Origin of the sequence: Aeromonas rivipollensis (assembly GCF_037811135.1) — a bacterium.
Lineage (GTDB): Bacteria > Pseudomonadota > Gammaproteobacteria > Enterobacterales > Aeromonadaceae > Aeromonas > Aeromonas rivipollensis.
In genome coordinates this window covers 1,270,759-1,293,778 of the sequence record NZ_CP149130.1, presented here as the reverse complement: position 1 = coordinate 1,293,778, position 23,020 = coordinate 1,270,759, and the positions used below count along the sequence as shown (strand labels likewise).

Annotated in this window: 19 protein-coding genes; 8 read left to right on the top strand and 11 right to left on the bottom strand. The window is 61.0% G+C overall.

Features of this window, described 5'->3' with window-relative positions; genetic code table 11:
• Window positions 1–44 precede the first annotated feature (44 nt).
• Complete coding sequence (locus tag WIR04_RS05970; protein WP_041204328.1) at window positions 45–596, top strand: DUF1439 domain-containing protein; 552 nt, start codon at window positions 45–47, stop codon at window positions 594–596.
• Here WIR04_RS05970 and WIR04_RS05965 read toward each other — a convergent pair.
• Complete coding sequence (locus WIR04_RS05965; RefSeq protein ID WP_374048927.1) at window positions 587–1,027, bottom strand: GNAT family N-acetyltransferase; 441 nt, start codon at window positions 1,025–1,027, stop codon at window positions 587–589. The two genes, WIR04_RS05970 and WIR04_RS05965, sit on opposite strands and share 10 nt — an antisense overlap.
• 326 nt (window positions 1,028–1,353) lie before the next feature.
• On the opposite strand from WIR04_RS05965, the gene WIR04_RS05960 reads away from it, so the two are divergent.
• Entirely contained in the window at window positions 1,354–2,052 is a 699-nt protein-coding gene (locus WIR04_RS05960; RefSeq protein ID WP_307764445.1) for a lytic transglycosylase domain-containing protein, read from the top strand.
• 121 nt (window positions 2,053–2,173) lie between these two features.
• Here WIR04_RS05960 and aqpZ read toward each other — a convergent pair whose 3' ends face one another.
• The 4 genes from aqpZ to WIR04_RS05940 form a co-directional block, all read right to left on the bottom strand.
• Entirely contained in the window at window positions 2,174–2,860 is a 687-nt protein-coding gene (gene aqpZ, locus WIR04_RS05955; protein WP_338891199.1) for an aquaporin Z, read from the bottom strand.
• Between the two features lie 314 nt (window positions 2,861–3,174).
• Window positions 3,175–3,696, bottom strand: a complete 522-nt coding sequence (gene ruvC, locus WIR04_RS05950) for a crossover junction endodeoxyribonuclease RuvC (protein WP_025327806.1) — start codon at window positions 3,694–3,696, stop codon at window positions 3,175–3,177.
• Window positions 3,697–3,959: 263 nt separating this feature from the next.
• Window positions 3,960–4,868 carry a Gfo/Idh/MocA family oxidoreductase gene (locus WIR04_RS05945; protein ID WP_338891196.1) on the bottom strand — a complete coding sequence of 303 codons (909 nt, stop codon included), beginning with the start codon at window positions 4,866–4,868 and terminating at the stop codon, window positions 3,960–3,962.
• Window positions 4,869–4,932: 64 nt separating this feature from the next.
• Window positions 4,933–5,172: a hypothetical protein gene (locus WIR04_RS05940; RefSeq protein WP_338891194.1), complete on the bottom strand. Its 240-nt coding sequence runs from the start codon at window positions 5,170–5,172 to the stop codon at window positions 4,933–4,935.
• A 531-nt stretch (window positions 5,173–5,703) separates the two neighbouring features.
• On the opposite strand from WIR04_RS05940, the gene WIR04_RS05935 reads away from it, so the two are divergent.
• Window positions 5,704–7,467 carry a hypothetical protein gene (locus tag WIR04_RS05935; RefSeq protein WP_338891192.1) on the top strand — a complete coding sequence of 588 codons (1,764 nt, stop codon included), beginning with the start codon at window positions 5,704–5,706 and terminating at the stop codon, window positions 7,465–7,467.
• A gap of 196 nt (window positions 7,468–7,663) precedes the next feature.
• Here the strand turns inward: WIR04_RS05935 and WIR04_RS05930 are convergent, their stop codons facing one another.
• The 4 genes from WIR04_RS05930 to WIR04_RS05915 all read right to left on the bottom strand — a co-directional run bounded on the left by WIR04_RS05930 (window position 7,664) and on the right by WIR04_RS05915 (window position 14,778).
• Window positions 7,664–10,021, bottom strand: coding sequence for a YgiQ family radical SAM protein (locus WIR04_RS05930; protein ID WP_338891191.1), 2,358 nt, complete (start codon window positions 10,019–10,021; stop codon window positions 7,664–7,666).
• A gap of 101 nt (window positions 10,022–10,122) precedes the next feature.
• Complete coding sequence (locus tag WIR04_RS05925) at window positions 10,123–10,494, bottom strand: hypothetical protein (protein WP_163136619.1); 372 nt, start codon at window positions 10,492–10,494, stop codon at window positions 10,123–10,125.
• A gap of 94 nt (window positions 10,495–10,588) precedes the next feature.
• Window positions 10,589–13,726 (bottom strand): efflux RND transporter permease subunit, encoded by a 3,138-nt coding sequence (locus tag WIR04_RS05920; RefSeq protein ID WP_338891189.1) that lies wholly within the window; start codon window positions 13,724–13,726, stop codon window positions 10,589–10,591.
• Complete coding sequence (locus WIR04_RS05915; RefSeq protein WP_338891187.1) at window positions 13,726–14,778, bottom strand: efflux RND transporter periplasmic adaptor subunit; 1,053 nt, start codon at window positions 14,776–14,778, stop codon at window positions 13,726–13,728. Before WIR04_RS05915 ends, WIR04_RS05920 begins: the two co-directional genes overlap by 1 nt.
• Before the next feature lie 211 nt (window positions 14,779–14,989).
• Between WIR04_RS05915 and WIR04_RS05910 the strand changes: the two genes are divergently transcribed.
• Together WIR04_RS05910 and WIR04_RS05905 are read left to right on the top strand one after the other, a co-directional pair.
• On the top strand, window positions 14,990–16,546 hold the full coding sequence (locus WIR04_RS05910; RefSeq protein WP_338891185.1) for a diguanylate cyclase: 1,557 nt from the start codon (window positions 14,990–14,992) through the stop codon (window positions 16,544–16,546).
• 33 nt (window positions 16,547–16,579) lie between these two features.
• Window positions 16,580–17,443, top strand: coding sequence for a patatin-like phospholipase family protein (locus tag WIR04_RS05905; protein ID WP_338891184.1), 864 nt, complete (start codon window positions 16,580–16,582; stop codon window positions 17,441–17,443).
• A 67-nt stretch (window positions 17,444–17,510) separates the two neighbouring features.
• On the opposite strand, the gene WIR04_RS05900 is transcribed toward WIR04_RS05905, so the two are convergent.
• Window positions 17,511–18,872 carry a sodium-dependent transporter gene (locus WIR04_RS05900; RefSeq protein WP_338891181.1) on the bottom strand — a complete coding sequence of 454 codons (1,362 nt, stop codon included), beginning with the start codon at window positions 18,870–18,872 and terminating at the stop codon, window positions 17,511–17,513.
• A 195-nt stretch (window positions 18,873–19,067) separates the two neighbouring features.
• Window positions 19,068–19,334 carry a helix-turn-helix domain-containing protein gene (locus WIR04_RS05895; protein ID WP_005298604.1) on the bottom strand — a complete coding sequence of 89 codons (267 nt, stop codon included), beginning with the start codon at window positions 19,332–19,334 and terminating at the stop codon, window positions 19,068–19,070.
• A 258-nt stretch (window positions 19,335–19,592) separates the two neighbouring features.
• On the opposite strand from WIR04_RS05895, the gene WIR04_RS05890 reads away from it, so the two are divergent.
• From WIR04_RS05890 to ompA (WIR04_RS05880), 3 genes are all read left to right on the top strand, one after another.
• A complete protein-coding gene (locus WIR04_RS05890) occupies window positions 19,593–20,186 on the top strand; it encodes a hypothetical protein (RefSeq protein ID WP_307764168.1) in 594 nt (197 codons plus the stop codon).
• Window positions 20,187–20,494: 308 nt separating this feature from the next.
• Entirely contained in the window at window positions 20,495–21,514 is a 1,020-nt protein-coding gene (gene ompA, locus WIR04_RS05885) for a porin OmpA (protein ID WP_025327822.1), read from the top strand.
• Window positions 21,515–21,932: 418 nt separating this feature from the next.
• Window positions 21,933–22,934, top strand: a complete 1,002-nt coding sequence (gene ompA / locus WIR04_RS05880; RefSeq protein ID WP_338892470.1) for a porin OmpA — start codon at window positions 21,933–21,935, stop codon at window positions 22,932–22,934.
• Window positions 22,935–23,020: the final 86 nt, after the last annotated feature.

Below are 23,020 nucleotides of genomic sequence, written 5' to 3'. Positions count from 1 at the left end.
CAATGGTATGCTGTGGGACAAACCCATTCTATCAGGTCGTTAGCATGATCCTGCAATCTATGCTGCTGAGTCTGGCCATGCTAGGTCAAGGCTCATATGACATCAATGAGCAACAGATAAACCAGTACCTGCAATCCCAGGTGCAAGTCGACAAACAGCTGGAGTTGCCCGGCATCATCAAGGCCCATGTCCAGCTCGAGCAGAGCGATGTCCAGATCGGTCGCCAGAGCCCGGATACCGCCAGGGTCTTTGGCAAGGGCAAGCTGAAGATCTCCCTGCCGGACCAGACCCAGTACGATGCCTTGCTGAACATGACCTATGAGGCCAGACCGCGCTACGACAAGACCCAGAGCGCGCTCTTCCTCGACAACATGAAGCTGATTGACTACAAGCTGGAGCCCGCGGCGGCGGAGCAGAAGTTCGGTTTCATGCTGAGGATGCTGCTGCAGAGCATGGAGAAGCGGCTGGAGACCCAGCCCGTCTACAAGCTCGACGACAAGGATCCCAACCAGGCCTGGCTCAAGGAGAACCTGCTGGGGCTGGAGCTGTCACCGGGCAAGATCCGCCTGCTGACCAAGCCGAAGGATCAGTTGTAGACAGTGGCCATCGCCTGACGCACCAGCAGCTCGATCTGGTAACCCTGTTCGCGCTGCTGGTGATAGAGGGTATGAAGCGGTCCGTCGAGTTCATGCAGGGGAAGGTGGGCAAAGCCCGCCTTGAGGTAGAAAGGTTTCTCGAAGGGCAAGGCGTGGCAGATCACGGGCTTGTCCAGCAGATCGCTGCAGGCGTGCTGCAGCAGCCGGGAACCCAGCCCCAATGACTGGTAGTGCGGCAACAGCCGGAAACCGCAGAGGTGGTAATAGTCCTGTTCATCGCGCAGGCGCACGGCCCCCACCAGCCAATGGGCATCCCGTACCACGAAGATCCGTTCGGCCAGATCCGGTACATAGTGGGAAAACGTCGTCTCGTAATAGTCCCTGATCAGGGAAAGATCCGCATCGCAGTACTCTTCGAATCTGAGCTCCATCGCCCGCCTGCTTCTCATACCCATTTCGCTCTGGCCACCTGGCCCTCTCTTGACCCATCAACCGGCCCCACGAAGAGATCAGACCAGAGTGGAGCAACAGCAAGATAACACGCCTTTAACTTACAAAAAAGCCAATAGCCAGCTGGGGAGTTGCGGCGCCGTCCACTGCCCCTTGCGAGGCGGTGGAACCCACCTCGGGGGGCTGATGGCCCCCTCTGCCCGGGCTTTTCTTGTGACTCGTCGTCGGGGCCCTTGTTCTGCCTCGCCCCGGATGCTTTACTCAACGTGGCTAACAAGGCTTAAGGAGCAAGCCGTTGAAAGCATGGATGTTGCTGGGAGCCATTCCACTGTTCCCCCTCAGTGCCTGGAGTCAGACGCCGCCACCGGCCGAGGTGGTGGTCCTGACATCCGAGTCGATCCCGTCACCCAAGGTGGCAGAGCCCGCTCCGCCTCCCGCCGCGCGCCAGATCCAGGTCTACAAGTCGGTGCAAAAGAACGGTGTGGTGCGCTATTCCGACATGATGCCGGAGCAGGGCCATTACGAGCTGCTGCTGTTCAATGACTGCTACGCCTGCGATCCCGCCTCCAGGATCAACTGGCGCACCACAGGTCTTTTCCTCTACGACTATGCCAGCACCATACAGGCGGCGGCCAAGACTTATCAGGTGGAGCCAGCCCTCATCCGGGCGCTGATCCACGCCGAATCCGCCTTCAACCCGCTGGCCGTCTCCCGCAAGGGGGCCATGGGGCTGACCCAGCTGATGCCGGCGACTGCCCGCGAGCTCGGGGTCGGCAATGCCCTGATGGCCGAGCAGAATATCTTCGGCGGGGTGAAATATCTGGCGGGCCTGCTCAAGCAGTATGACGGCAACGTTGCCCTGGCCACGGCCGCCTACAACGCCGGGGCCGGTGCGGTGCAAAAACACGGTGGCATACCGCCCTACGCCGAAACCCGCGCCTATGTGGCGCGGGTCAAGCTGCTGCACCAACGCTATAAAGAGATGCTGAGCGCCAGGGGCCTGTAAGCCCCTCCCTCCTCTTCCTCAACCAACCAATAACACCGGGGTCATCCCGGTTTTGCTGCCCTCCAGAAACAAAAAAACACGCCCGCAGGCGTGTCGATACCACACATAGTTCAGTAACTGCTCACTCTTTAGTGGCGATCACGCGATAGGCCAATGCCCCCAGAATGGCACCGACGATGGGAGCGACCCAGAACAGCCAGAGCTGGCTGACGGCCCAGTCACCCACGAACAGTGCCACACCCGTGCTGCGAGCCGGGTTCACCGAGGTGTTGGTCACCGGGATGCTGATGAGGTGGATAAGGGTCAGGCACAGACCGATGGCGATCGGGGCAAAGCCCGCCGGTGCGCGGCTGTCGGTGGCCCCCATGATGACGAACAGGAAGAAGCCGGTCATCACCACTTCACACACCAGTGCCGCCAGCAGGCTGTAACCGCCCGGTGAGTGCTCACCATAACCGTTGGAGGCAAAGCCGGCGCTCACGTCAAATCCGGCCTGGCCGCTGGCGATCACATAGAGCACGCCACCCGCCGCTATCCCGCCAAGGACTTGAGCCACGATGTAAGGCACGACGCCCGATGCCGGGAAACGGCCACCGGCCCACAGACCCAGGGTCACGGCCGGGTTCAGGTGACAACCAGAGATGTAGCCTATGGCGAAGGCCATGGTCAGCACGGTCAGACCGAACGCCAGGGCCACGCCCAGCAGGCCTATCCCCACATTCGGGAAAGCGGCAGCCAGCACGGCACTGCCACAGCCCCCCAGCACCAGCCAGAAGGTGCCCATAAATTCAGCTGCAAATGGTTTCACTCTCATATCTCCCGATGATGACTAGAACAGGAGCCAGGAAAAGGCTCATACGGACACTGCTATTCAACAGGCGCCATATTATGGGAGTGTGGTGGAGTAAGACGAAGCCGGCTTATTTTACGCAGAATGTGTGATGTGCATCACAAGTTGTTGATTCGGCGGGAGCTTCAGCACCCGCGCCGCCCCCATTTCTCATCAGAGTCCCCCCTGATCGTGCGACAAATTGTGACCCAATCAGCGCTTTTGACAACAGCACGCCGGGCAACAGGGTTGTGTCAGACGCTATAAGCATCCTCGCAGAGCCCGTCCAGGGATCAGCGGTAACGGCCACGTACCGAGCCGGTGGCACGCCCCGCCATCTTGATGAGGCTCTGGCGGGTGTGGAAGTGACAGAGCGCCACCCCGAGGGCATCCGCCGCATCCGCCTGGGGGGTAGCAGAGAGCTTGAGCAGATGGGTCACCATGTGCTGCACCTGCTCCTTGGCCGCACCACCCGTGCCCACCACCGCCTGCTTGATCTGGGTCGCCGAGTATTCGCTCACCGGCAGCAGGGCATTGACCGCCGCCACTATGGCGCTGCCCCGCGCCTGACCCAGCTTCAAGGCCGAATCGGCGTTGCGGGCCATGAAGACCCGCTCTATGGCAAAGTCATCGGGCTTGAACTGGGTGATGATCTCGCTCACCCCGTCATACACCTGCTTGAGGCGCGACGGCAGCTCGCCCAGGTCGGTGCGAATGCAGCCGGAACCCAGATACTCCGCCTTGCCCGCGACTATGCGGATGACGCCGTAGCCGGTGATCCGCGAACCGGGGTCTATGCCCAGAATAATGCTCATGAAGGGATCACCTTGTCCGCCGCGACCGGGCGCTCATCAGCGACCCGAGGAAAACCCGGCGCCATTTGCGAAACGTTGTTCATCACACTCTGTTGCTCTGCAAATCTTTCATGGGCGCCAAGATAGCAAACAAGCGCCCCCTTGGCTCGCGCGGCGGCGCCCTCCCCTGTCAACCGCGCAGGGATGCGCCATCTTGTACAGTACTCTGGTTGTTTTCTCGCCCCCGCTGCCCATCGGCAGTCCATGGGAAGGGCGAGCCGGGCTCACTCCCCCGCCAGCTCAACCAGTCGCTCCGCCAGCCGGTGGCTGTGCAGATAGCTCTCGATAAGTCCCCCATCTGCCTTGCCCGTTTCAATCTGCTGATACCAGTGGACCAGCATGGCGACAAAACCCCGGCTCGCCAGCACCGGCTGCCAGTCATCGGGGGCCAGGGTCTGCACCACCTTGCCCCGGGTCAGGGTGCCTCTGGTACAGTTCTCGATATGCAAAGAGAGGTTGTCGCCATAGGCGTCGATGCGCTCCTCGGTGAGGCCGGCGCTGCGGTTCATGCTGCCGCTCACGGCCGCCTGACCGCTCTGCCAGGCGACGCTCACTCCGGCCAGCCGCTCGGGCTGCTGGGCACTGCGCCTTAGCACAGCATGGAGATCCCCGCTCGGGGCGCCGCCATAGAAGCAGAGGCTGTCGAGCACATGGATAAAGTCGTCGAACAGGAACTGGCGCGGCAACCCAGGCAGGGCATGCCTGTGCTTCTGCCAGTGAAGTTCGGTAAGCTGCTGGCTGCAGGCGGCGCTCATGGCAGGCAGATAGCGGCGGTTGAAGCCCACAAACAGCGGGCAATCCTGCGCCAGGGCGAGGTTGGCGAGCGCCTCCACCTCGGCGGCGTTGTCACAGAGCGGCTTGTCGACGAAGGTGGGGATGCCTGCTTGCAGACATTGGCGGGCCAGCGCGAAGTGCACCGAGGTGGCGGCGTGGATCATCACGGCATCCGGGCGGCTCGCGAGCAGCGCGTCCACCTCGGTAAAGCACTCGGCAATGCGGTACTGGTGGGCCAGCTTATCCAGCACCGCTGGATTGCGGGTACAGAGCAGCGGTGTCACTCGCTCGTCGCTGGCCAGCAGCGGCAGATAGGCCTTCTGGGCGATATCACCAAGACCTACGAGGGCAATGCGCATGGGAATTCCTTGTGATGAGTGCGATAGCCGCAGGGTAGCATCCGGCCTTGCTATAGAGAGCTTTCTATTCGAGCTCTTTCGAGAGCCCCTTGGCCTGCTCTCTGGCATCCAGCCACTTGCCCACTCTGCCCCCCAGCTCGGAGCTCACCATGGCGCTGACCACAGCCCAGAGCAGCTGGTTGAAATCAAAGCTTGCCTGCTTCTCAAACAGCAGGGGCACCATGAGGTTGAAGCCGATGACCCCCAGCACCAGCCCGAGCCCGCTGCCAATCTTCTCTCTTCTGGATTTTGCTTTAACCGCCATCTATTGCTCCTGTGCAAGGGAACCGGCCATTCAACCCCTCCCCTTATCCATAGGCTGAACAAGATAGCAAAGCCGCACCAGCTTGCCCGCCTTTATCGCACCTGCTTAAGCTCTTTGATGATACGGCTCAAAAAACGATGATTTTCTGATGGTTGCATTACTTCTGAGCTCGCATGAGCTGATTCGTTTGGCTTAGTCTACTCATCAGTGCCTGTTGAACCATGATGGATACCCTGCCGGTCAATGGCTGTAATCCACGGGCGGTAGCGTGTTTTTTTGTAATTCGTAGATTGGTGCGGAGCTTGCGAAGTCCAACATCAGTGATGGGATAGATAAACCGTAATTGGGCCACTGATATTGCTTCTGGTACGGAATAAGGGAATAGCCACCTGATAAACATTGGATGGTTCGGTAACATTGGCGTCGCGCTAAACGTTGAGCTTCGCTCTGCCCAGTCACAACCTCCACAAACGGAGGTTGGCGCTAAGCCTGTAAAGCCCAACATACGAGATCGGGCCATGAGGAAATTGAATGAGAACAAAGATCAAGGACATCGCCAAGGGGGACCTGTACGCCCTTCTGTCCGCCTGCACCAAGGAAGACTTGGATCCTCTGGTGATCTGCATCACCGAAAAGCTCTCAAACCTACTGGACATCAACGAAGACTACAAGCGACACAGTCCCGACCACACCAAGTACCACCGGTTCATCGCAGACGAAATTCGGCTGTTCGGCGGGAACACGATCCGGAACCTGATGCGCGGCGGAGAAGGGCCCTCTTATGACGAGGTGGTCCTCGACGTCTGCAAGAAACTCGACGTTCCGTGCCGCGATGGCGAGACAGTCAGGAACGAGAGTAACCTGCTGACCATCTTCCTAGACCGACAGTGGAAAGCGCTTAGTGAGGAGGAGCGAGAGATACTCATCGCGGAGGCTCGTGCCGATGCAGCCAAAGGAACCAATATCAATGCGAAAAACGTCATCCGGGAAGGCGGCACTCTGCTGATGGCACGGTTGGCTCTCGGCCCAATAGGGTGGGGTGCGGCGGTCTTCAGCATCGCAGATCCCGCCTTCTCAGTGACGGTTCCTTGCGTCCTGCACATCGCGTACCTGCGCAAGAAGCACCTGGAGGTCACAAGCCCGGCTCGGGTGCATCAGACTGTTGCTAATACGGCACCTGCAGTCCGGTCTCTGGTTCGTTCGGACGCGCTCGTCATCGGGACGTCTGAAGAAGTCCCGGTGCTGTCGCTAGCGCGCATCCCGAAGCCGAAGGTGGTTGAATGGAACCCTGTTGACGGTGACGATGGCATTAGCAGGCTCAATTCTCTCCTCCAGGGAGTACCAAGCCTAGCGACGGCTGGCGAGGTCGCGACAGGTAAATATATGGAGGTCGTGATCAACGGGCCGCTACTGAAGGCCAAGGGGCAGGATGGCTACAGGCTCATAACAATGATCGATGGTAAGCCCAGTCACGGCACCCTGATGGATCCCAACAAACTTTCCACAATCGTAAACGCATCGGCCTTGCTCCAGGTGGCATCGGTGGTAGTTGCACAGAAACACTTGGCGGACATCAGCAGGAAGCTCTCCGAGATAAAAATGAGCGTCGACAGGATCCTTGACTTTCAGAAGAACGAGCGCTGCTCTGTTATAAAGGGCGCTACTCGCTACTTCGAGCAGGTGGCACAGGCAGTCCTCTCTGGTGAGCTATCCGAAAGCGTTCGGAGCCAGATTGAGTACCATGAAGCCCAACTGATCCAGGTCCAAGAGCACCTTATGGCCGACATCCGACACGAGAACCAGGCAATCCTGAACGTGAAAGACGAGACTATGTTCGGGTCGAAGGGCATGGAAGATGCTATCCGCGGGCACCAGAATCTCCTGAATGATCTGTACCAGCAGTTGCTGCTCTGCATCCGAGCAAGAGCTTGCGGTTTGCAGCTCCTGGCCGCCTATCCAGGTGAGGACCGTCTGAAGGAGACCAGGAAGCGGAGCATCGAGGAGGCCATAGAGGAGCTGGTGGAAGGCGGCGATCTGCTTTCCAGCACCGACGCATTCATGCGACGGAAGGTGAAGTCTATGTCGGCGCTCTGGAACAAGAACCTCACCGTGAACGAACGTAAGCTCTCGCTCTTGGAATGGAACGACCGGCTGGTGGCTGAAGTCTCACAATGCAAAGAACAGATCGCCAGGGATCTACGGGCAGTGGAAGCAGTCATTGCCAAGCAACTCCAACCTGTGACTATGTTGGTGAAGATCGAGAATGAGCAGGTCGTGGCCACTTGCCCGGTGTAGTCAGCCGTATCAATGGTACATATACTGCCCGCCTATAGTTAAAAATGTTAAATATAAATAAAAAAACATATAGTTATCGATACCAACCGCTATCTTGAGCGACTGCTTCCTCCTGCCAACATACGAGATACAAATAAAACAAGGGCGACCATCTGGTCGCCCTTGTTATTTCTGGCCCTTCCCAAGCACGGAAATATCAGCGAGCCGGTCGCTTGGCGCCATTTCCTTTGGCAGCAGGCTTGCCGCCTTGAACGGCGGGTTTGGCGCCCGGCTTGGCCGAGCCTGCGCGGGTTGGCGCTTTGCCCTTATGGGCGGGTTTGACAGTCGGTTTGCTCTTACCAGCACTCTGACCTGCGCCTTGTGCGGCCGGTTTGCCATTACCCGCGCCTTTCTGCAGCTGGGAACCCACCGGCTTGCCGCCCGTTGCCTTGTTGCCAGCCCCATTGCTGCACTGGTGCGTGATAGCGCTGTGGCGAGTCAGGGCCGGTTTCAGCCCCTTGTTGATGCTGCGCTCGGCCTTGGCTTCGCCACGTCCTTCCGGTGGCACCAGGCAGTTGGGGCCGTTACCGATCAGGTGGCCCTTGCCCATTTCCAGCAGGGCCTCGCGGATCATGGGCCAGCCGGCCGGATCGTGGTAGCGCAGCAGCGCCTTGTGCAGGCGACGGCGACGCTCCCCTTTCACCACGAACACGTCCCCGCCCTGGCGGCTCACCTTGTTGAGGGGGTTTTTCTCGGTGTAATACATGGTGGTCGCGTTGGCGAGCGGCGACGGGTAGAAGTTCTGCACCTGATCCAGCTTGAAGCTGTTGGTCTTGACCCAGAGCGCCATGTTCACCATGTCTTCATCCGTGGTGCCCGGGTGGGCCGAGATGAAGTAGGGGATCAGGTACTGCTGCTTGCCCGCCTCTTTGGAATACTTGTCGAACAGCTCCTTGAAGCTGTAGTAGCTGCCCATGCCCGGCTTCATCATCTTGGAGAGCGGGCCCTCTTCGGTGTGCTCGGGTGCGATCTTGAGGTAGCCGCCGACGTGGTACTTGGCCAGCTCCTTGATGTAGCGCGGATCTTCCACCGCTATGTCGTAGCGCACCCCGGAGGCGATCAAAATCTTCTTGATCCCCTTCACATCCCGCGCCTTGCGATAGAGATCTATGGTCGGGGTATGGTCGGTGTCCATGTGCGGGCATATGGTCGGCCAGACGCAGGAGGCACGGCGACAGGTCTGCTCGGCCTTGGGGCTCTTGCAACGTAAGCGGTACATGTTGGCAGTGGGGCCGCCGAGATCCGAGATGACGCCGGTGAAGCCCGGCACCTTGTCGCGGATCTCTTCGATCTCTTTGATGATCGACTCTTCCGAGCGGCTCTGGATGATGCGCCCCTCGTGCTCGGTGATGGAGCAGAAGGAGCAGCCACCAAAGCAGCCACGCATGATGTTGACCGAGGTCTTGATCATCTCGTAGGCCGGGATCTTCTCCTTGCCATAGGCCGGGTGCGGCACCCGCTGATAAGGCAGGCCAAACACGCCGTCCATCTCGTCGGTTTCCAGCGGGAAGGCGGGCGGATTGACCCAGATGATGCGATCGCCGTGGGCCTGGGAGAGCGCGCGGGCACAACCCGGGTTGGTCTCGTGGTGCAAAATGCGCGACGCATGGGCGTAGAGCACCTTGTCTTCCTTCACCCGCTCGAACGCCGGCAGCTTGACGTAGGTTTTCTCCCAGGGCTTCTGCTTCGGCGGCTGCACCAGTACGGGCTTGGCCTCCTGCTCCACCGGTGCCGTGCCTTCGTCATCCGAGCAGGGCGCCCCTTCCATATAGGGGTTCATGATGGGATCGATGCGGCCGATCTGGTCGAGCTTGCTCGAATCCACCCCGCGCCAGCCCGGCAGCGGCTCCTTGCGGATCACGGCGGTGCCGCGAATGTCCTGCATGGTCTCTATGGTCTCGCCATTGGCGATGCGGTGCGCCACCTCGATGAGGGGCCGCTCGGCGTTGCCGTAGATGAGGATGTCGGCCTTGGCGTCCAGCAGTATGGAGCGGCGGATGGTCTCGGACCAGTAGTCGTAGTGGGCGATACGGCGAAGGGACGCCTCTATGCCGCCGATGACCACGGGGACCTCCTTGAAGGCCTCCTTGCAGCGCTGGGTGTAGACCAGGGTGGCGCGATCCGGCCGCTTGCCGCCCACATCCCCCGGGGTGTAGGCGTCGTCGTGGCGCAGCTTCTTGTCGGAGGTGTAGCGGTTGATCATGGAGTCCATATTGCCCGCGGTCACCCCGTAGAAGAGGTTCGGCTTGCCCAGGCGCATAAAGTCATCTTTCGATGACCAGTCCGGCTGGGCGATGATGCCGACCCGAAAGCCCTGGGATTCCAGCATGCGGCCGATAACCGCCATGCCGAAACTCGGGTGATCCACGTAGGCGTCACCGGTCACCAGGACGATGTCACAGCTGTCCCAGCCGAGCTTGTCCATCTCCGCTCTGGACATGGGCAGGAAGGGCGCAGTGCCGTAGCACTCGGCCCAGTAGCGGGGATAGGAGAAAAGGTGGGTAACCGGCTGCATTTTGAACACCTGGAACAATTCGGGTCGCGCATTATACCGGCAGAGACAGGCGGGGGCGATGGCTTTTTGCCCCCATAGAACAAGGGGAGAAGCGGCCGCCCTCAGAGAGAGGGGCGGGCCGGCATAAACCTGTGGTGGTGGCGCAGCAGCAGCTGATAGCCACCGAGCAGGCACCAGATGAAGGCTGGCGCCAGGAAGATGGGGTGAGTGGCAAGGCGCAGCATCAACAGGCCCAGCAGGATGAGGGCGAAGGGGCGGCTCTCGTAGAGCCACTGCGGCCAACCTCGCCGCCGCGGCTGGCGAGACTTGTCTGGCCTGCGATGGGCACTTCGCCTGAACCAGGCGAGCGACCCGGCCAGATAGAAGGCCAGCCCGGCCAGCAGCAGCGCAGGCTGCCCGGCAAGGCTCAACAGCAGCAAGCCGCTGCCCAGATAGAGAAAAGGCAACGGCTCGTAGATGGCGGATGGCAGCATGAAGGATGACCCCTGTGGGAACTGGTCATATGCTAACCAGCCCGGCCTCGGCCGCCACCTCTTTTGCATCCCGCCCCCCGGATGGGGGGCAGGATCAGGCCGCCGGCTTGTCCCGGCTCTCGGGGGCGGCCTCGCTGACCGGGGCGCTCCCCTCGGCCAGCGCCTCGTCCACCAGCAGATCCCGCGCCCCCGTCATCCCCGCCCCTCTGGCGATCAGGTGATAGATGGCCGGCACTATCAGCAGGGTGATCAGGGTCGCGAGCGACAACCCGAAGAAGACCACGGTCCCCACAGCCATCCGGCTCTCATACCCCGCCCCCATGGAGACCATCAGGGGCACGGCACCTATGATGGCGGTGAGTGAGGTCATCAGGATGGGGCGCAGGCGGCGCACCGAGGCGGCTATGATGGCCTCCTCGAAGGATTCCCCCCGCTGGCGCAGCTGGTTGATGAACTCCACTATGAGGATGCCGTTCTTGGTCACCATGCCGATCAGCATGATCATCCCTATCTGGCTGTAGATGCTCAGCTCCTGTCCCGTGAGCCAGAGGCCAAGCAGGCCGCCGAAGATGCCGAGGGGCACAGTCACCATCACCACGGTGGGGGTCAGCAGGCTCTCGAACTGCGCCACCAGCACCAGGTAGACCACCAGCAGGGCGAGGCCGAACACCATCACCATCTCCCCCTGGTTGTCGCGATAATCCTTGGACTCACCGGCGTAATCCACCGTCATGCCGCTCGGCAGATGCTCCCCTGCCCAGCCATCGAGGAAGTCGAGCGCCTCCCCCAGGGTGTGGCCGGGGGCCACGTCTGCGGTCAGGGCAATCGCCTTCTGACGCTGGTAGTGGTTGAGGCGCTGCGGACTCGCCACCTGGGTGACGGTGGCCAGGGTGGAGAGGCTCACCATCTCGCCGCTGGCGGCCTTGAGATAGATGCGGCTGACGTCCGAGATGCCGTTGAACTGGGTCTGGTTGGCCCTCAGGTAGACGTCATACTCCTCCCCCCTGTCCACATAGGTGGTCTGGCTGACGCCGCCGAGCAGGGCCTGCAGGGAGCTGGCTACTGTGGAGACAGGAATGCCGAGCTGGCTGGCCCGCTCCCGCTCTATGGTCACCTGCAGCTCCGGGGTCTTCTCGGCGTAGTCGAGATCCGGGGTCAGCATCAATCCGCTCTGGCCGGCGGCCTGTTGCAGCGCCAGCCCCTGCTGATAGAGCTCCGCATAGTCGGAGCCCTGCAGCACGAACTGCACGGCGGCGGTGGAGCCTCCCCTGAATCCGGGCTGGAAGGTGCGGATCATCACATCCGGAATGCCGGCCAGCCGCCCGCTCAAGCTACGGCCAAACTCGGTGGCGGTCTCGTCCCGCACCGCCCAGTCGGTGAGCTGTATGATGACCATGCCTGTCTGATCGCCGCCGCGCCCGAAGGCCGGGGTGCTGAAACTCATGGCCTGCACCACCCCCTTGCCGAGCAGCGGCATGATGGCGGCCTCCACCTGCTGCATGTTGCGCTTCATCCGCTCTATGCTGGTGCCCTCTGCCCCTTTCACGAACACATAGATGACCCCCCGGTCTTCGGTCGGGGTGAGGCTCGCGGGCAACTTGCCAAAGAGGACACCGATGCCCCCCAGGCAGAGCAGCAGCACCAGCGGCATCCAGACGGAGCGGCGCAGCACCCAGCCCAGCAACTTGCGGTACTGTGTCTCCACCCGGCCGAGGCCCCGATCCAGCGCTGCTGTCAGGGCATTGGGCTTGTCGACGGCACGCATCAGCCAGGAGCCCATGGCCGGGGTCAGGGTGAGCGCCACCAGAGAGGAGAAGAGCACCGCGAGAGATAGCAGGATCGCAAACTCGGTAAAGAGTCGCCCGACCATGCCCTCCATGAAGGCGATGGGCACGAACACCATCACCAGCACGGCCGTGGTGGCCACCACGGCAAAGCCCACCTCCCGGGTGCCGTGCCAGGCCGCCATCAGGGGAGATTCACCCCGCTGCAGGTGGTGGTGGATGTTCTCCACCACCACTATGGCGTCGTCCACCACCAGGCCGATGGCGAGAATGAGCGCCAGCAGGGTGATGAGGTTGATGGAAAAACCGAGATACCAGGCACCGATGAAGGCCGAAATAAGCGACACCGGCACAGTGATGGCGGGGATCAGGGTGGTGCGCGCCTGCCCCAGGAAGAGGTAGAGCACGGCCACCACCAGCAGGGCGCAGATGGCGAGGGTCTCGTACACCTCGTCGATGGCCTGCTTGATGAAGACGGTGGAGTCATAGTCCACCTCCAGGGTGGCCCCCGCTGGCAGGAAGCGCTGCATCTCTGTCATCTTGCGCTCTATGCCCTGGGCCACCGCCAGGGGGTTGGCGGTGGATTGCGCGACTATGCCAATCCCTAAGCTCTCGCGGCCGTTGCGCTGATAGGCGCTGTCTTCGTTCTTGGCTCCCACCTCAACGTCGGCGATGTCCGCCAGATAGATGCTCTGGCCATTGACGGCCGTCTTCACCGGCAGGCCGCGAAAATCCTCGGCGCTGTGGTAGAGGCGGGCTATCTGCACCGCCATCGTCATGCTGTTGTTGCGGATCTCCCCCCCGGGCAACTCGATGTTCTCCCGCTTGAGGGCATCCTGCACATCGGCCACAGTGATGCCGCGAGCCGCCATGTCGGCGGGGCGCAGCCTCACATACATCACCTGAGTCAGGTCACCTGAGAGGGACACCTCGCTCACCCCGTCCACCAGGCTCAAGGAGTCGACCAGCATGCGGTTGACATAGTCTGTCATGGCGGTGCGATCCATCTGGGTGCTGCTGAAGTTGAGCCAGATGGCCACGTCGCCGTTGCCGTTGTCCTTGGTGACCATGGGCTCGTCCGCCTCATCCGGCAGTTTGGGCCGGGCGCGAGAGATGGCGTCGCGCACGTCCGAGGTGCCCTCCAGCATATTCCAGCCGAGCTTGAACTCCACAGTGATGGAGGAGCGTCCCTTGCGGGTCACCGAGTTGATGTTCTTGATGCCGCTGATACCGGAGAGCTGATCCTCGATGGGCTTGGTAACCTGGCTCTCCATCACCTCGGGGGCGGCCCCCTCATAAGTCGTGGTGATGGAGACGGAGGGCGTCTGCACGTCCGGCATCTCCCGCACCGTCAACTTGGCGAAAGCCACCAGACCGAATACTGTGAGCAGGGCACTGATGACAACCGCCACCAGGGGGCGGCGCACTGACATATCGGAGAGCCACATCAGCCTTTTACCTCGGTCAGATCGCGGACCAGGGCGCCGTCACGCAGGTTGACCAGCCCCTCCACAGCGATGCGATCGCCGACGTTCAGCCCCTTGAGCACCCACACTTCCTCGCCATGGGTGTCCCCCAGCTCCACCGGAATGCGTTTCACCCGGCCGTCCGCCTCCAGGCGGTAGACGAAGCGAAGCTCCCCCGCATACTCCACCGACTGGGCGGGGATCAGGGTCATCTTCTGGGCAGGCAGCGAGAGATCCACATTCATCAGCATGCCGGGCCGAAGCTGGCCGCCGGGGTTGGGAAGTATGACCCGCGCCTTGATGTTCTGGGTTTCGTTGGAGATGCGGCTGTCGAGGGTCTCCAGCACGCCGGAGAAGGATTGATCCGGCCAGGCCGAGCTGGTGGCCGTCACCGTCATGCCGGGTTTGAGCAGGGAGAGGTAGCGCTCCGGCACCGCCAGATCGAGCCGCAATCTGGCCAGCTCGTCCAGGTGGAGCAGCACGTCGCCGCTGTTGACCAGGGCCCCTTCGCTGAGATCGATCAGGCTGACGGTGCCGTCGAAGGGGGCCGCCAGGGTGCGCAATGACAGCTCATAGCGCGCCGCGTCGACCCTGGCCTGGGCCTGGGCCACTGTCGCCTCCTGCCCTTCCAGCTCCGAATTGGTGATGGCACCGCGCGCCACCAGGCGACGCATGTCCCGCAGCTTGCGGCTCTCGTCGCGCACGCTGGCGCTCTGCTCGGCGAGTTCGGCCTGCTGCTTGCCCGCATCCAGGGCGATCAGGGTCTCCCCCTGCTTGACCCGCTGACCTGAGCGCACCGCAATATTGACGATGCGCCCCGTGACTTCGGGGCTGACCACCACGGAGCGATTGGCCGCCAGCTTGCTGACCAGCTTGATGGAGGGCTCTGCCAGGCTCTGCCTGACCGTTTCCGCCCTGATGTTGACCTGTCTGGGCTCGGGCTTGCTGACCGGTTTGGCCTGCCGGAAATACCAGGTGCCGGCCCCCAGCAGCAGGAGAAGAGGAACAAGCCACAGCCATACGCGCATTTTCATCAAACAATCCATGCAAGGTAAGAGATAAGGAGAAGAGGGAACTTCATCAATGATGGCACCATGTTACCCCCTGACTATGCCGTGACTATGTATAAATGTGACAAAACGTAACAGCCCGGGTGGAAGATCATCAAAATCACATCCAGCTGAGACTGTACTTTTTTTTCTGCCTTACACTGAGGTGCCGCTCCCGTCATCTTCCCGGTGCCCCATGCCCACATTACCCCATGCCTTTGCCAAATATCGGTTGCAGTGGCTGCTGCTGGGACTGAGCATGCTGTTGCTGCTGCTCGCCCTGCAACACGCCTTGCGCCAGATCACCGAGCTGAACAGGCGTGACGTCATCAATGCCGCGGCCCAGCTCAGCAGCCAGCATCAGAGGATGGAGACCTTTCTCGAGGCCATGCGCGGCCAGGCCGAAGAGCGGCTGCGCAGCAACCCCCAGTCGGCCCTCTCTCGCCAGCTTTATCCTGCGCTGCAAGCCGATTCGAGCGGGCACATCAGCCTGGATCGCATCCCCGTCGATCTGCCCCCCGCCCTCATCGGCAACCTGACCGGACTGGGCCCCTTGCCCGCCCCGGGCAGTGAACGGGAAGCCCGAATACACCTGGCGCTCAGCCTCTCTCCCCTGCTCGCGACCGCCAGCAAGCTGCTGGACAAGGCCGTGGCCTGGATCTATTTCACCAGCACCGACAACTTCATCTATCTCTACCCCTGGGTGCCCTCCAACCAATTTCGTTTCGACCCCGACATCTACCACAAGTCTTACTGGCAGGAGGCACTGACCCGCCACCCGCCCGCCGAGCACGCCACGTTGTCGCGCCCCTATCAGGATTTTGCCGGCAAAGGGCAGATGATCACCCTGTCTCAGCCCATTACCCAGGCCGGGCAGATCATCGGCCTGATCAGCATCGACATAGAGATAGCCACCCTGGAGCAGACACTGCGCCGACTCTCGCCCCAGAGCGGCACCCTGTTTCTGGTCAATCAGCACCGGCAGATCCTGGCCAGCAGCCAGTCCGGCACGGCGCCGCCCCTCAAGCGAGGGGCACCGCAGGAGTACTACCACTGGCAGCAGGGCGCCTTCCAGCTCGTCCATCCCGTCCCGGACACGCCGCTCATCCTGATCCACCGCATCGCACTGCTGCCCCTGATCGAGATGCTGCTGTGGCAATCGGCAACGGCGCTCCTCACCCTGCTCTGTCTGGTGGTGGCCATCTTCTCCAGCCTGCGATCCCGCCGTCTCAATCGTCGGTTGAATTACCTCTCCAGCCATGACGCGCTGACCGGCGCCTTCAACCGCCACCACTTCGATGCCTTCGAGCGCCGCCACATACTGGCGGGTACCCGCCACATAGGCGCCATCATGTTCGACTGCGATCACTTCAAGCTGGTCAACGATCGCTTCGGTCACGGGGTGGGGGATCAGGTGCTGATCCGTCTGGTTCAGCTCTGCCAGCCTCTGCAGGACCGGGGCTGCACCCTGATCCGCTGGGGCGGCGAGGAGTTTCTGCTGCTGGTCACGGACAAGGATCTCCCCCTGGCTCAGCTTGCCGAACAGCTGCGGCTGCGGATTGCGGAACACGACTGGACCGAGATAGCCCCCGAACTGAGGGTGACCGTCAGCCTGGGCCATTGCCGCCAGGGCCCCGAGGTTCGCCTGCAGGAAGTGATCAGCCGTGCCGATATCGCCCTCTATCAGGCCAAGGCCAATGGTCGCAATCGCAGCGAAGGCTGGCAGGGTGACGCACAGGAGAAGCAGGAGTAAGCTGGAACCCCAATTCACGACAGGAGATGCACTGTGGCACGAAAACCCCGCCTGGGCCTGGCCCTTGGCAGCGGCGCCGCCCGCGGATGGGCGCACATCGGCATCATACGGGCGCTGGAGCGCCTCGGTGTCAAACCGGATCTGGTGGCCGGCTGCTCCATCGGCAGTTTCGTCGGTGCCGCCTATGCCGCCGGCGAGCTGGACAAACTGGAGTCCTGGGTGCGCGGCTTCAGCCGCTTGCAGGTGATGGGGTTGCTCGATCCCGCCCTCTCCGGCGGCCTGTTCCGCGGTGACAAGGTGTTTGGCATCGCCGCCAGCCACCTGGGGGATCCCGCCATCGAGAGCCTGCCGCTGCCCTTCGCCTGCGTCGCCACCGAGCTCGATACCGGCCGCGAGATCTGGCTGCAAGAGGGGCCTCTGCGCCAGTGCGTGCGCGCCTCCTGCGGCATGCCCGGCATTCTGACCCCGACCCGGATCGATGATCGCTGGCTGGTGGATGGCGCCGTGGTCAACCCTGTCCCCATCTCCCTGGCCAGGGCCATGGGGGCCGAGGTGGTGATCGCCGTCAACCTCAACACCGACATGCATCAACCCTGGACCGACGAGCCGGACGAACCCGCTCCGGGAGGCCTCTTCAGCCAGTGGCTGGGCCGGGGAGAACCCAGCACCCCCGGCATGTGGGGGGTGATGACAGGCTCCATCAACATCATGCAGGAGCGCATCACCCGCGCCCGCATGGCCGGGGATCCCCCCGAGATCCAGCTCTGTCCGCGCCTTGGCAGCCTTTCCATCATGGACTTCCACCACGCCAGCGATGCCATCAACGAGGGAGAGGCTTGCGTCGAGCGCAACCTGGACCAGCTCAAGGAGGAGCTCTCCCGACTCGGTTTGATCTGAGGACTCCGGACAAAATCCCAATAAAAAGAGCGCCCCTGGGCGCTCTTTTTGTCAGGGTGGCTGGCGCTCAGAACAGCCCCAGCCCCTTGAGCATGACGATCAGGATGAGCAGCGGCGACACGTAACGGATGATGAAGAACAGGGGCTTGAGGATGGCCAGCTCCAGCTCGCCCCCATTGGTCAGCGCGGCCTTCATCCGCTCGAAGCCCCAGACCCAGCCCACGAACAGGCAGAGGAAGATACCGCCAAGGGGCATCAACACATTGGAAGAGACGAAGTCGAACAGATCGAAGAAGGTCTTGCCGGCTATCTGCACGTCTGCCAGCGTGCTGTTGGAGAGCGCACAGGTCGATCCGACCGCCCCCAGCACCAGCAGGTTGAGCAGAGTCGCCCTTCTTCGGCTCATGTGGAAACGCTCGGAGAGTACCGAGACCGGCACTTCCAGAATGGAGAGCATGGCCCCCGTTGCCGCTATGGCGGAGAGCACGAAGAAGAGCACCATGAAGAGGTGGCCGAACGGTATGCTGGCAAACACCGCCGGAATGGTGATGAACAGCAGGGAGGGGCCGGCGGTCGGCTCGAAGCCGAAGGCAAACACCGCCGGAAAGATGGCGATCCCCGCCAGCATGGAGACGAATAGATCGGCGCACATCACCCGGACAGTGGTGAGCGGTATGTGCTGATCGTCCCGAAAGTAGCTGCCATAGGTCATCATGCAGCCCATGCCGATGGAGAGCTTGAAGAAGGCCAGCCCCATGGCCGTCAGCACCACGCCGGCGGTGACCTTGGAAAAATCAGGAGAGAACAGGAAACTCAGTCCCTCGCTCGCCCCGGGCAGGGTCAGACTGCGGATGCCGATCACCAGCAGCAGGATGAAGAGCACCGGCATCAGTCGCTTGGTGACGGCCTCGATTCCCTTCGACACCCCCATCAGCAATATGCCCCCCATCAGGGCCAGCACCAGCCATTGCCAGAGCAGGCTCTGCAAGGGATCCGTGATGAGCGAATTGAAGGCCGCCCCCGTGACGGCGGGATCGGTCGAGAGGATCTCGCCACTGGCCGCCTTGAAGATGTAGGCAAACACCCAGGCCGCCACTTCGGAGTAAAACGACATGATGAGGAAGGCCGCCGTCACCCCCATGGCCGCGATCAGCCACCAGGGTTGCCCCTTGGGCGCCAGCTTGATGAGCCCGCTCACCGCATCGGATTTTGCCTGACGCCCCAGCATGATCTCCGAGATCATCACCGGCAGCCCCACCAGCAGGGTGGCGATCACATAGACCAGCAGAAAACCGGCGCCCCCGTTTTCACCGGTCAGATAGGGAAACTTCCAGATGTTGCCAAGGCCGACCGCCGAACCCAGGGTCGCGGCAAGCACGCCGAAGGTGCTGGTAAAGCCATCTCTGGCCTTGGGAAGGGTATTGCTCATGCGTGTCTCGCTTTGTGGATCAGGGGCCTGAAATTAAAGGGTCGGAATTTTCCGGGGATTAATCCAGCTTGCCAAGGTGATTTAGTTGAAATCGCCACATGAAGCACACAACACACTCGTTATTTAAATAAATGCCTGTTTTGACAAATAAAAAATGCCGCCTCGCGGGCGGCATTTTTATCAAGGCTCAGGCAATCAAGCCTTGGCAATATCGTCCGGACCGATCTGGCCGATTTCGGCGACTTTCTTGTCGGCCAGCAGCCAGAGGGTGAACTTGTGCAGCTCCGGGTGATGAGCCAGGGCGACCAGGAAGGCGCCTCCAACTTCACGGTAACCCAGTTCATAGTTCTTCAGGGTAGTCGGGGGGACGCCCAGCAGATCGGCAAACTTGGGACGGCTCAGGCCAACCGCTTCGCGGATCTGACGGATCTTCTTGCCAACAGTTACGATATTTGAATTCATGTGTTCCATACTCCGTTCGGCGGATTCACTCCACCTTTATTTTTCGCGACGACTCGTAGTCAAGTGTATCAGTTTTGAACGGACTCGTTATGGTCGAGCCTCTATCTTTAATAAGCGTCTTTCGACGACAACCCTAACAAACCTCGGGGATGGTAATCGCAGAGTCGCTTCAGGTAAACAGTCTCGAAGAGAAACCTTTATTGTTGCCACGGCCATAACTCGTATAATTCGCCGGTTATCCCTTAAAGAGTATTCAGCATGGCATTTCCCGGCATCATCTCCCGACTTCACCCGGATTCAGACCCGGATTCCCTCCCCCGTCAGCTCCGTCAGAGTCAGCAAACCCGGGCCGAGGCACTCTGGCTGCCCGCCGCCATGCAGAGCGAGGCCGCATCCGTACTGGCTTCCCTCCCGGACAAGTGCAGCCTCTATCTCGAGCAAGCCTCCCCGCTGCCCCTGCGCAGCCACGACGGAGTCCTGCAGCAAGATGGCCGCCTGTTGCTTGGCAACGGTAACCATATGACGCTGGCGACGGAGAAAGGGGATGGGGGACTGGTGCCCGAGCAGGGCCTGCAGGAGATGGCCCTGTGGCTGGAGGCCGGCCATCAACATTTCATCTGTTCAGCCGCGATTCAGCCGGTGGCCAGGGCCATCCTCAATATTTGGCCCCTGGACCCCTATCTCGCCCGTCATTTTTTACTCGGCTTCACACCCTTGCTGTGCGAAGCAACCGAGGCCGACTATCTCGCGGTTTTTGCGACCAGGGACGCCATCGCCACCCCGCAGCACGCTTGGGTTGAGGCCTATATGAAGCTTGAGCGAAAGCTGCATCGCGCCTACTTGGATCACTAATAAATCCAGATAAACAGCCAGTTATCCATACGACACAATCTGCCCCACAGATTATCTGTGAGCTTGATCATGTTTTGAAATGAGCATAAAGTGCGCCACGTCATCGGAATGACATCGGCTGTTCGTGGCGAAGTATGCGCTCCCGATAGTGCAACTCGCTCACTTGTGCACCCAGTTAACGTGCCTCCTGGATGGATCTAGGATCCCTGCTCGGCGCAACTCTTGTTGCCCGGCAGAGCCAGCAGCTTACATAAATTACAAAGTGCGAAGCACGTGAACAACGTGCCATCTCAACGAGGATTAATTTTATGATGAAAATGGCTCCTTCCCTGATCGCCATCGCCATGGCTGCCATGGGTGCAACTGCTGCACACGCCGCTGATGATATCTACTTCGGTGCCGGTGTCGGTGCAACTCACTTCAACGGTCTGAACAAGATCGAAGGCGTGAACGCTGGTGAAGAAGACGCGGCTGCTGCCAATGCCTTCGTCGGTTACAACTTCAACGAGTACTTCGGTTCCGAACTGGGCTACCAGTACACCGGCCGTGGCAACACCGATGGCAACCGTTACGAGAGCCAGGGTGCCACCCTGTCCGGTATCGCTCGTCTGCCGCTGGGCAACGACTTCTCCCTGTTCGGTGAAGCTGGCGCCTACTGGGGCCACACCGACGGTATGGGCACCAGCGATACCAAGGTATCCCCGCTGGCCGGTGCCGGTGTGACCTACAAGGTCAACGACGCGCTGGATCTGCAAGCTCGTTACCGCTACATGTGGGACGTGGCTGACCTGCACGCCGACAACGTACGCTACAAGTCCAACCAGAGCGTTGCGACCCTGGAAGCCGTTTACCACCCGTTCCGTACTTCCTACGTAGCTCCGGCTCCGGCTCCTGTTGTTGAAGAAGCTCCTGCTCCTGCTCCGCAGATCGTTGAGAAGAACTTCGCCCTGAACTCCGACGTGCTGTTTGCCTTTGGCAAAGACAGCCTGAAGGCCGAAGGCGTGGAAGCCCTGAACGCCCTGTACCAGCAGATCGTCGAGTTCCAGCCGAAAGACGGTAACGCCGTTGTTGTTGGTTACACCGACCGTATCGGTTCCGACGCTTACAACCAGAAGCTGTCTGAAGCCCGTGCCCGCACCGTTGCCAACTTCCTGGTCAGCAAGGGTATGGCTGCCAGCAAGGTTGCCATCGAAGGTCGTGGCGAAGCCAACCCGGTTACCGGCACCAAGTGCAACGGCGTAACCGCCAAGGCTCAGCTGATCTCCTGCCTGGCCCCGGATCGTCGCGTAGAAGTGCGCGTATCCGGCGTACAGGAAGTTCAGCAGTAATCTGACTCCGCTCAGATAACGCGAAAAGGGGATGCCACGGCATCCCCTTTTGCATGTCGGTCGTCTCAAACGTCACCCTCTGTCTCACCAGCTTGCCCCCGCCCCTCCTCGCAGGTCAGGCCGCGTCCCCGTCGCGCCAACCCCACAGCTGCATTTCTGTGCAGAAACTTGATCAAGCCGATTCAAAAGAATACAGTAGCTGCGCTTGTAAGACATTGGATGAACTATTAAAAGTGCTTATTGCCCGGTTAGTTGTCCATGGAGAAACAGCTTCATGAGAATCCAGGTTACCATCCATTTTTTATTCAAGCCGTCCGTGACCAGGTCACGGAATCGCAACATGAAGTGTCATCTGCGATCGGTATAACAAAGAGTGCGCAGTACGCCCGTAGCACGGCAACTCAACGAGGATAAAATGATGAAAATGAAAATGGCTCCAACCCTGATTGCTCTGGCTATTGCAGCCATGGGAACCTCCACCGCCCAGGCGGCCGATGACTGGTACACAGGTATGGGTGCAGGTTGGGCCTATGGCCATGACCTGGACTCCTTCGGTCTGGATGCCGACAAGGACGCCACCGCGATCTCCCTGTTCGGCGGTTACAACTTCAACGATTACTACGCGGCCGAGCTCGGTTATCTCTATGCAGGCAAGGGTGGCGTCGATGGCGTCGACTTCAAGACCCAAGGCGCTACCCTGTCCGCCCTTGGTCGTCTGCCGCTGGGTGACATCTTCTCCGTGTTCGCCGAAGGCGGTGCCTACTTCAACCATGTCAACGGCAATGGCGAGAGCGACAACGGCACCTCGCCCCTGGCCGGCCTGGGTCTGACCGCCAAGGTCTCCGATCTGCTCGATCTGCAGGCCCGCTACCGCTACATCTGGGATCTGGGTGACGAGCAGAAGACCTGGAAGACCGACATGAGCGTCGCGACCCTGGAACTGGTGATGCACCCGAACCGCAAAGCCTATGTAGCCCCTGTGGCCGCACCGGCTCCCGAGCCGGTTCCCGAGCCCGTCATGGTCGACAAGAACTTCTCCCTGAGCTCTGACGTGCTGTTTGCCTTCGGCAAATCCACCCTGAAGCCGGAAGGGACTGCCGCCCTCAACACCCTGTATCAGCAGATCGTTGACGTTCAGCCGAAAGATGGCAGCGCCGTGGTAGTCGGTTACACCGACCGTATCGGCTCTGACGCCTACAACCAGAAGCTGTCCGAAGCCCGTGCCCGCACCGTGGCCGACTTCCTGGTCGGCAAGGGTCTGCCGGCTGGCAAGGTGGCCATCGAGGGCCGTGGCGAAGCCAATCCGGTCACCGGCACCCAGTGTGACGGCGTCAAGGGCAAGAACCAGCTGATCGCCTGCCTGGCACCGGATCGCCGCGTCGAAGTGCGTGTCACCGGCGTGCAGGAAGTTCAACAGTAAGTTCAGCTGATGCGGTCAATCCGCACCTGAAAAAAAGGGGCCGTACGGCCCCTTTTTTTGTTGCCCCCCATGCCCGCCCGAGGCTG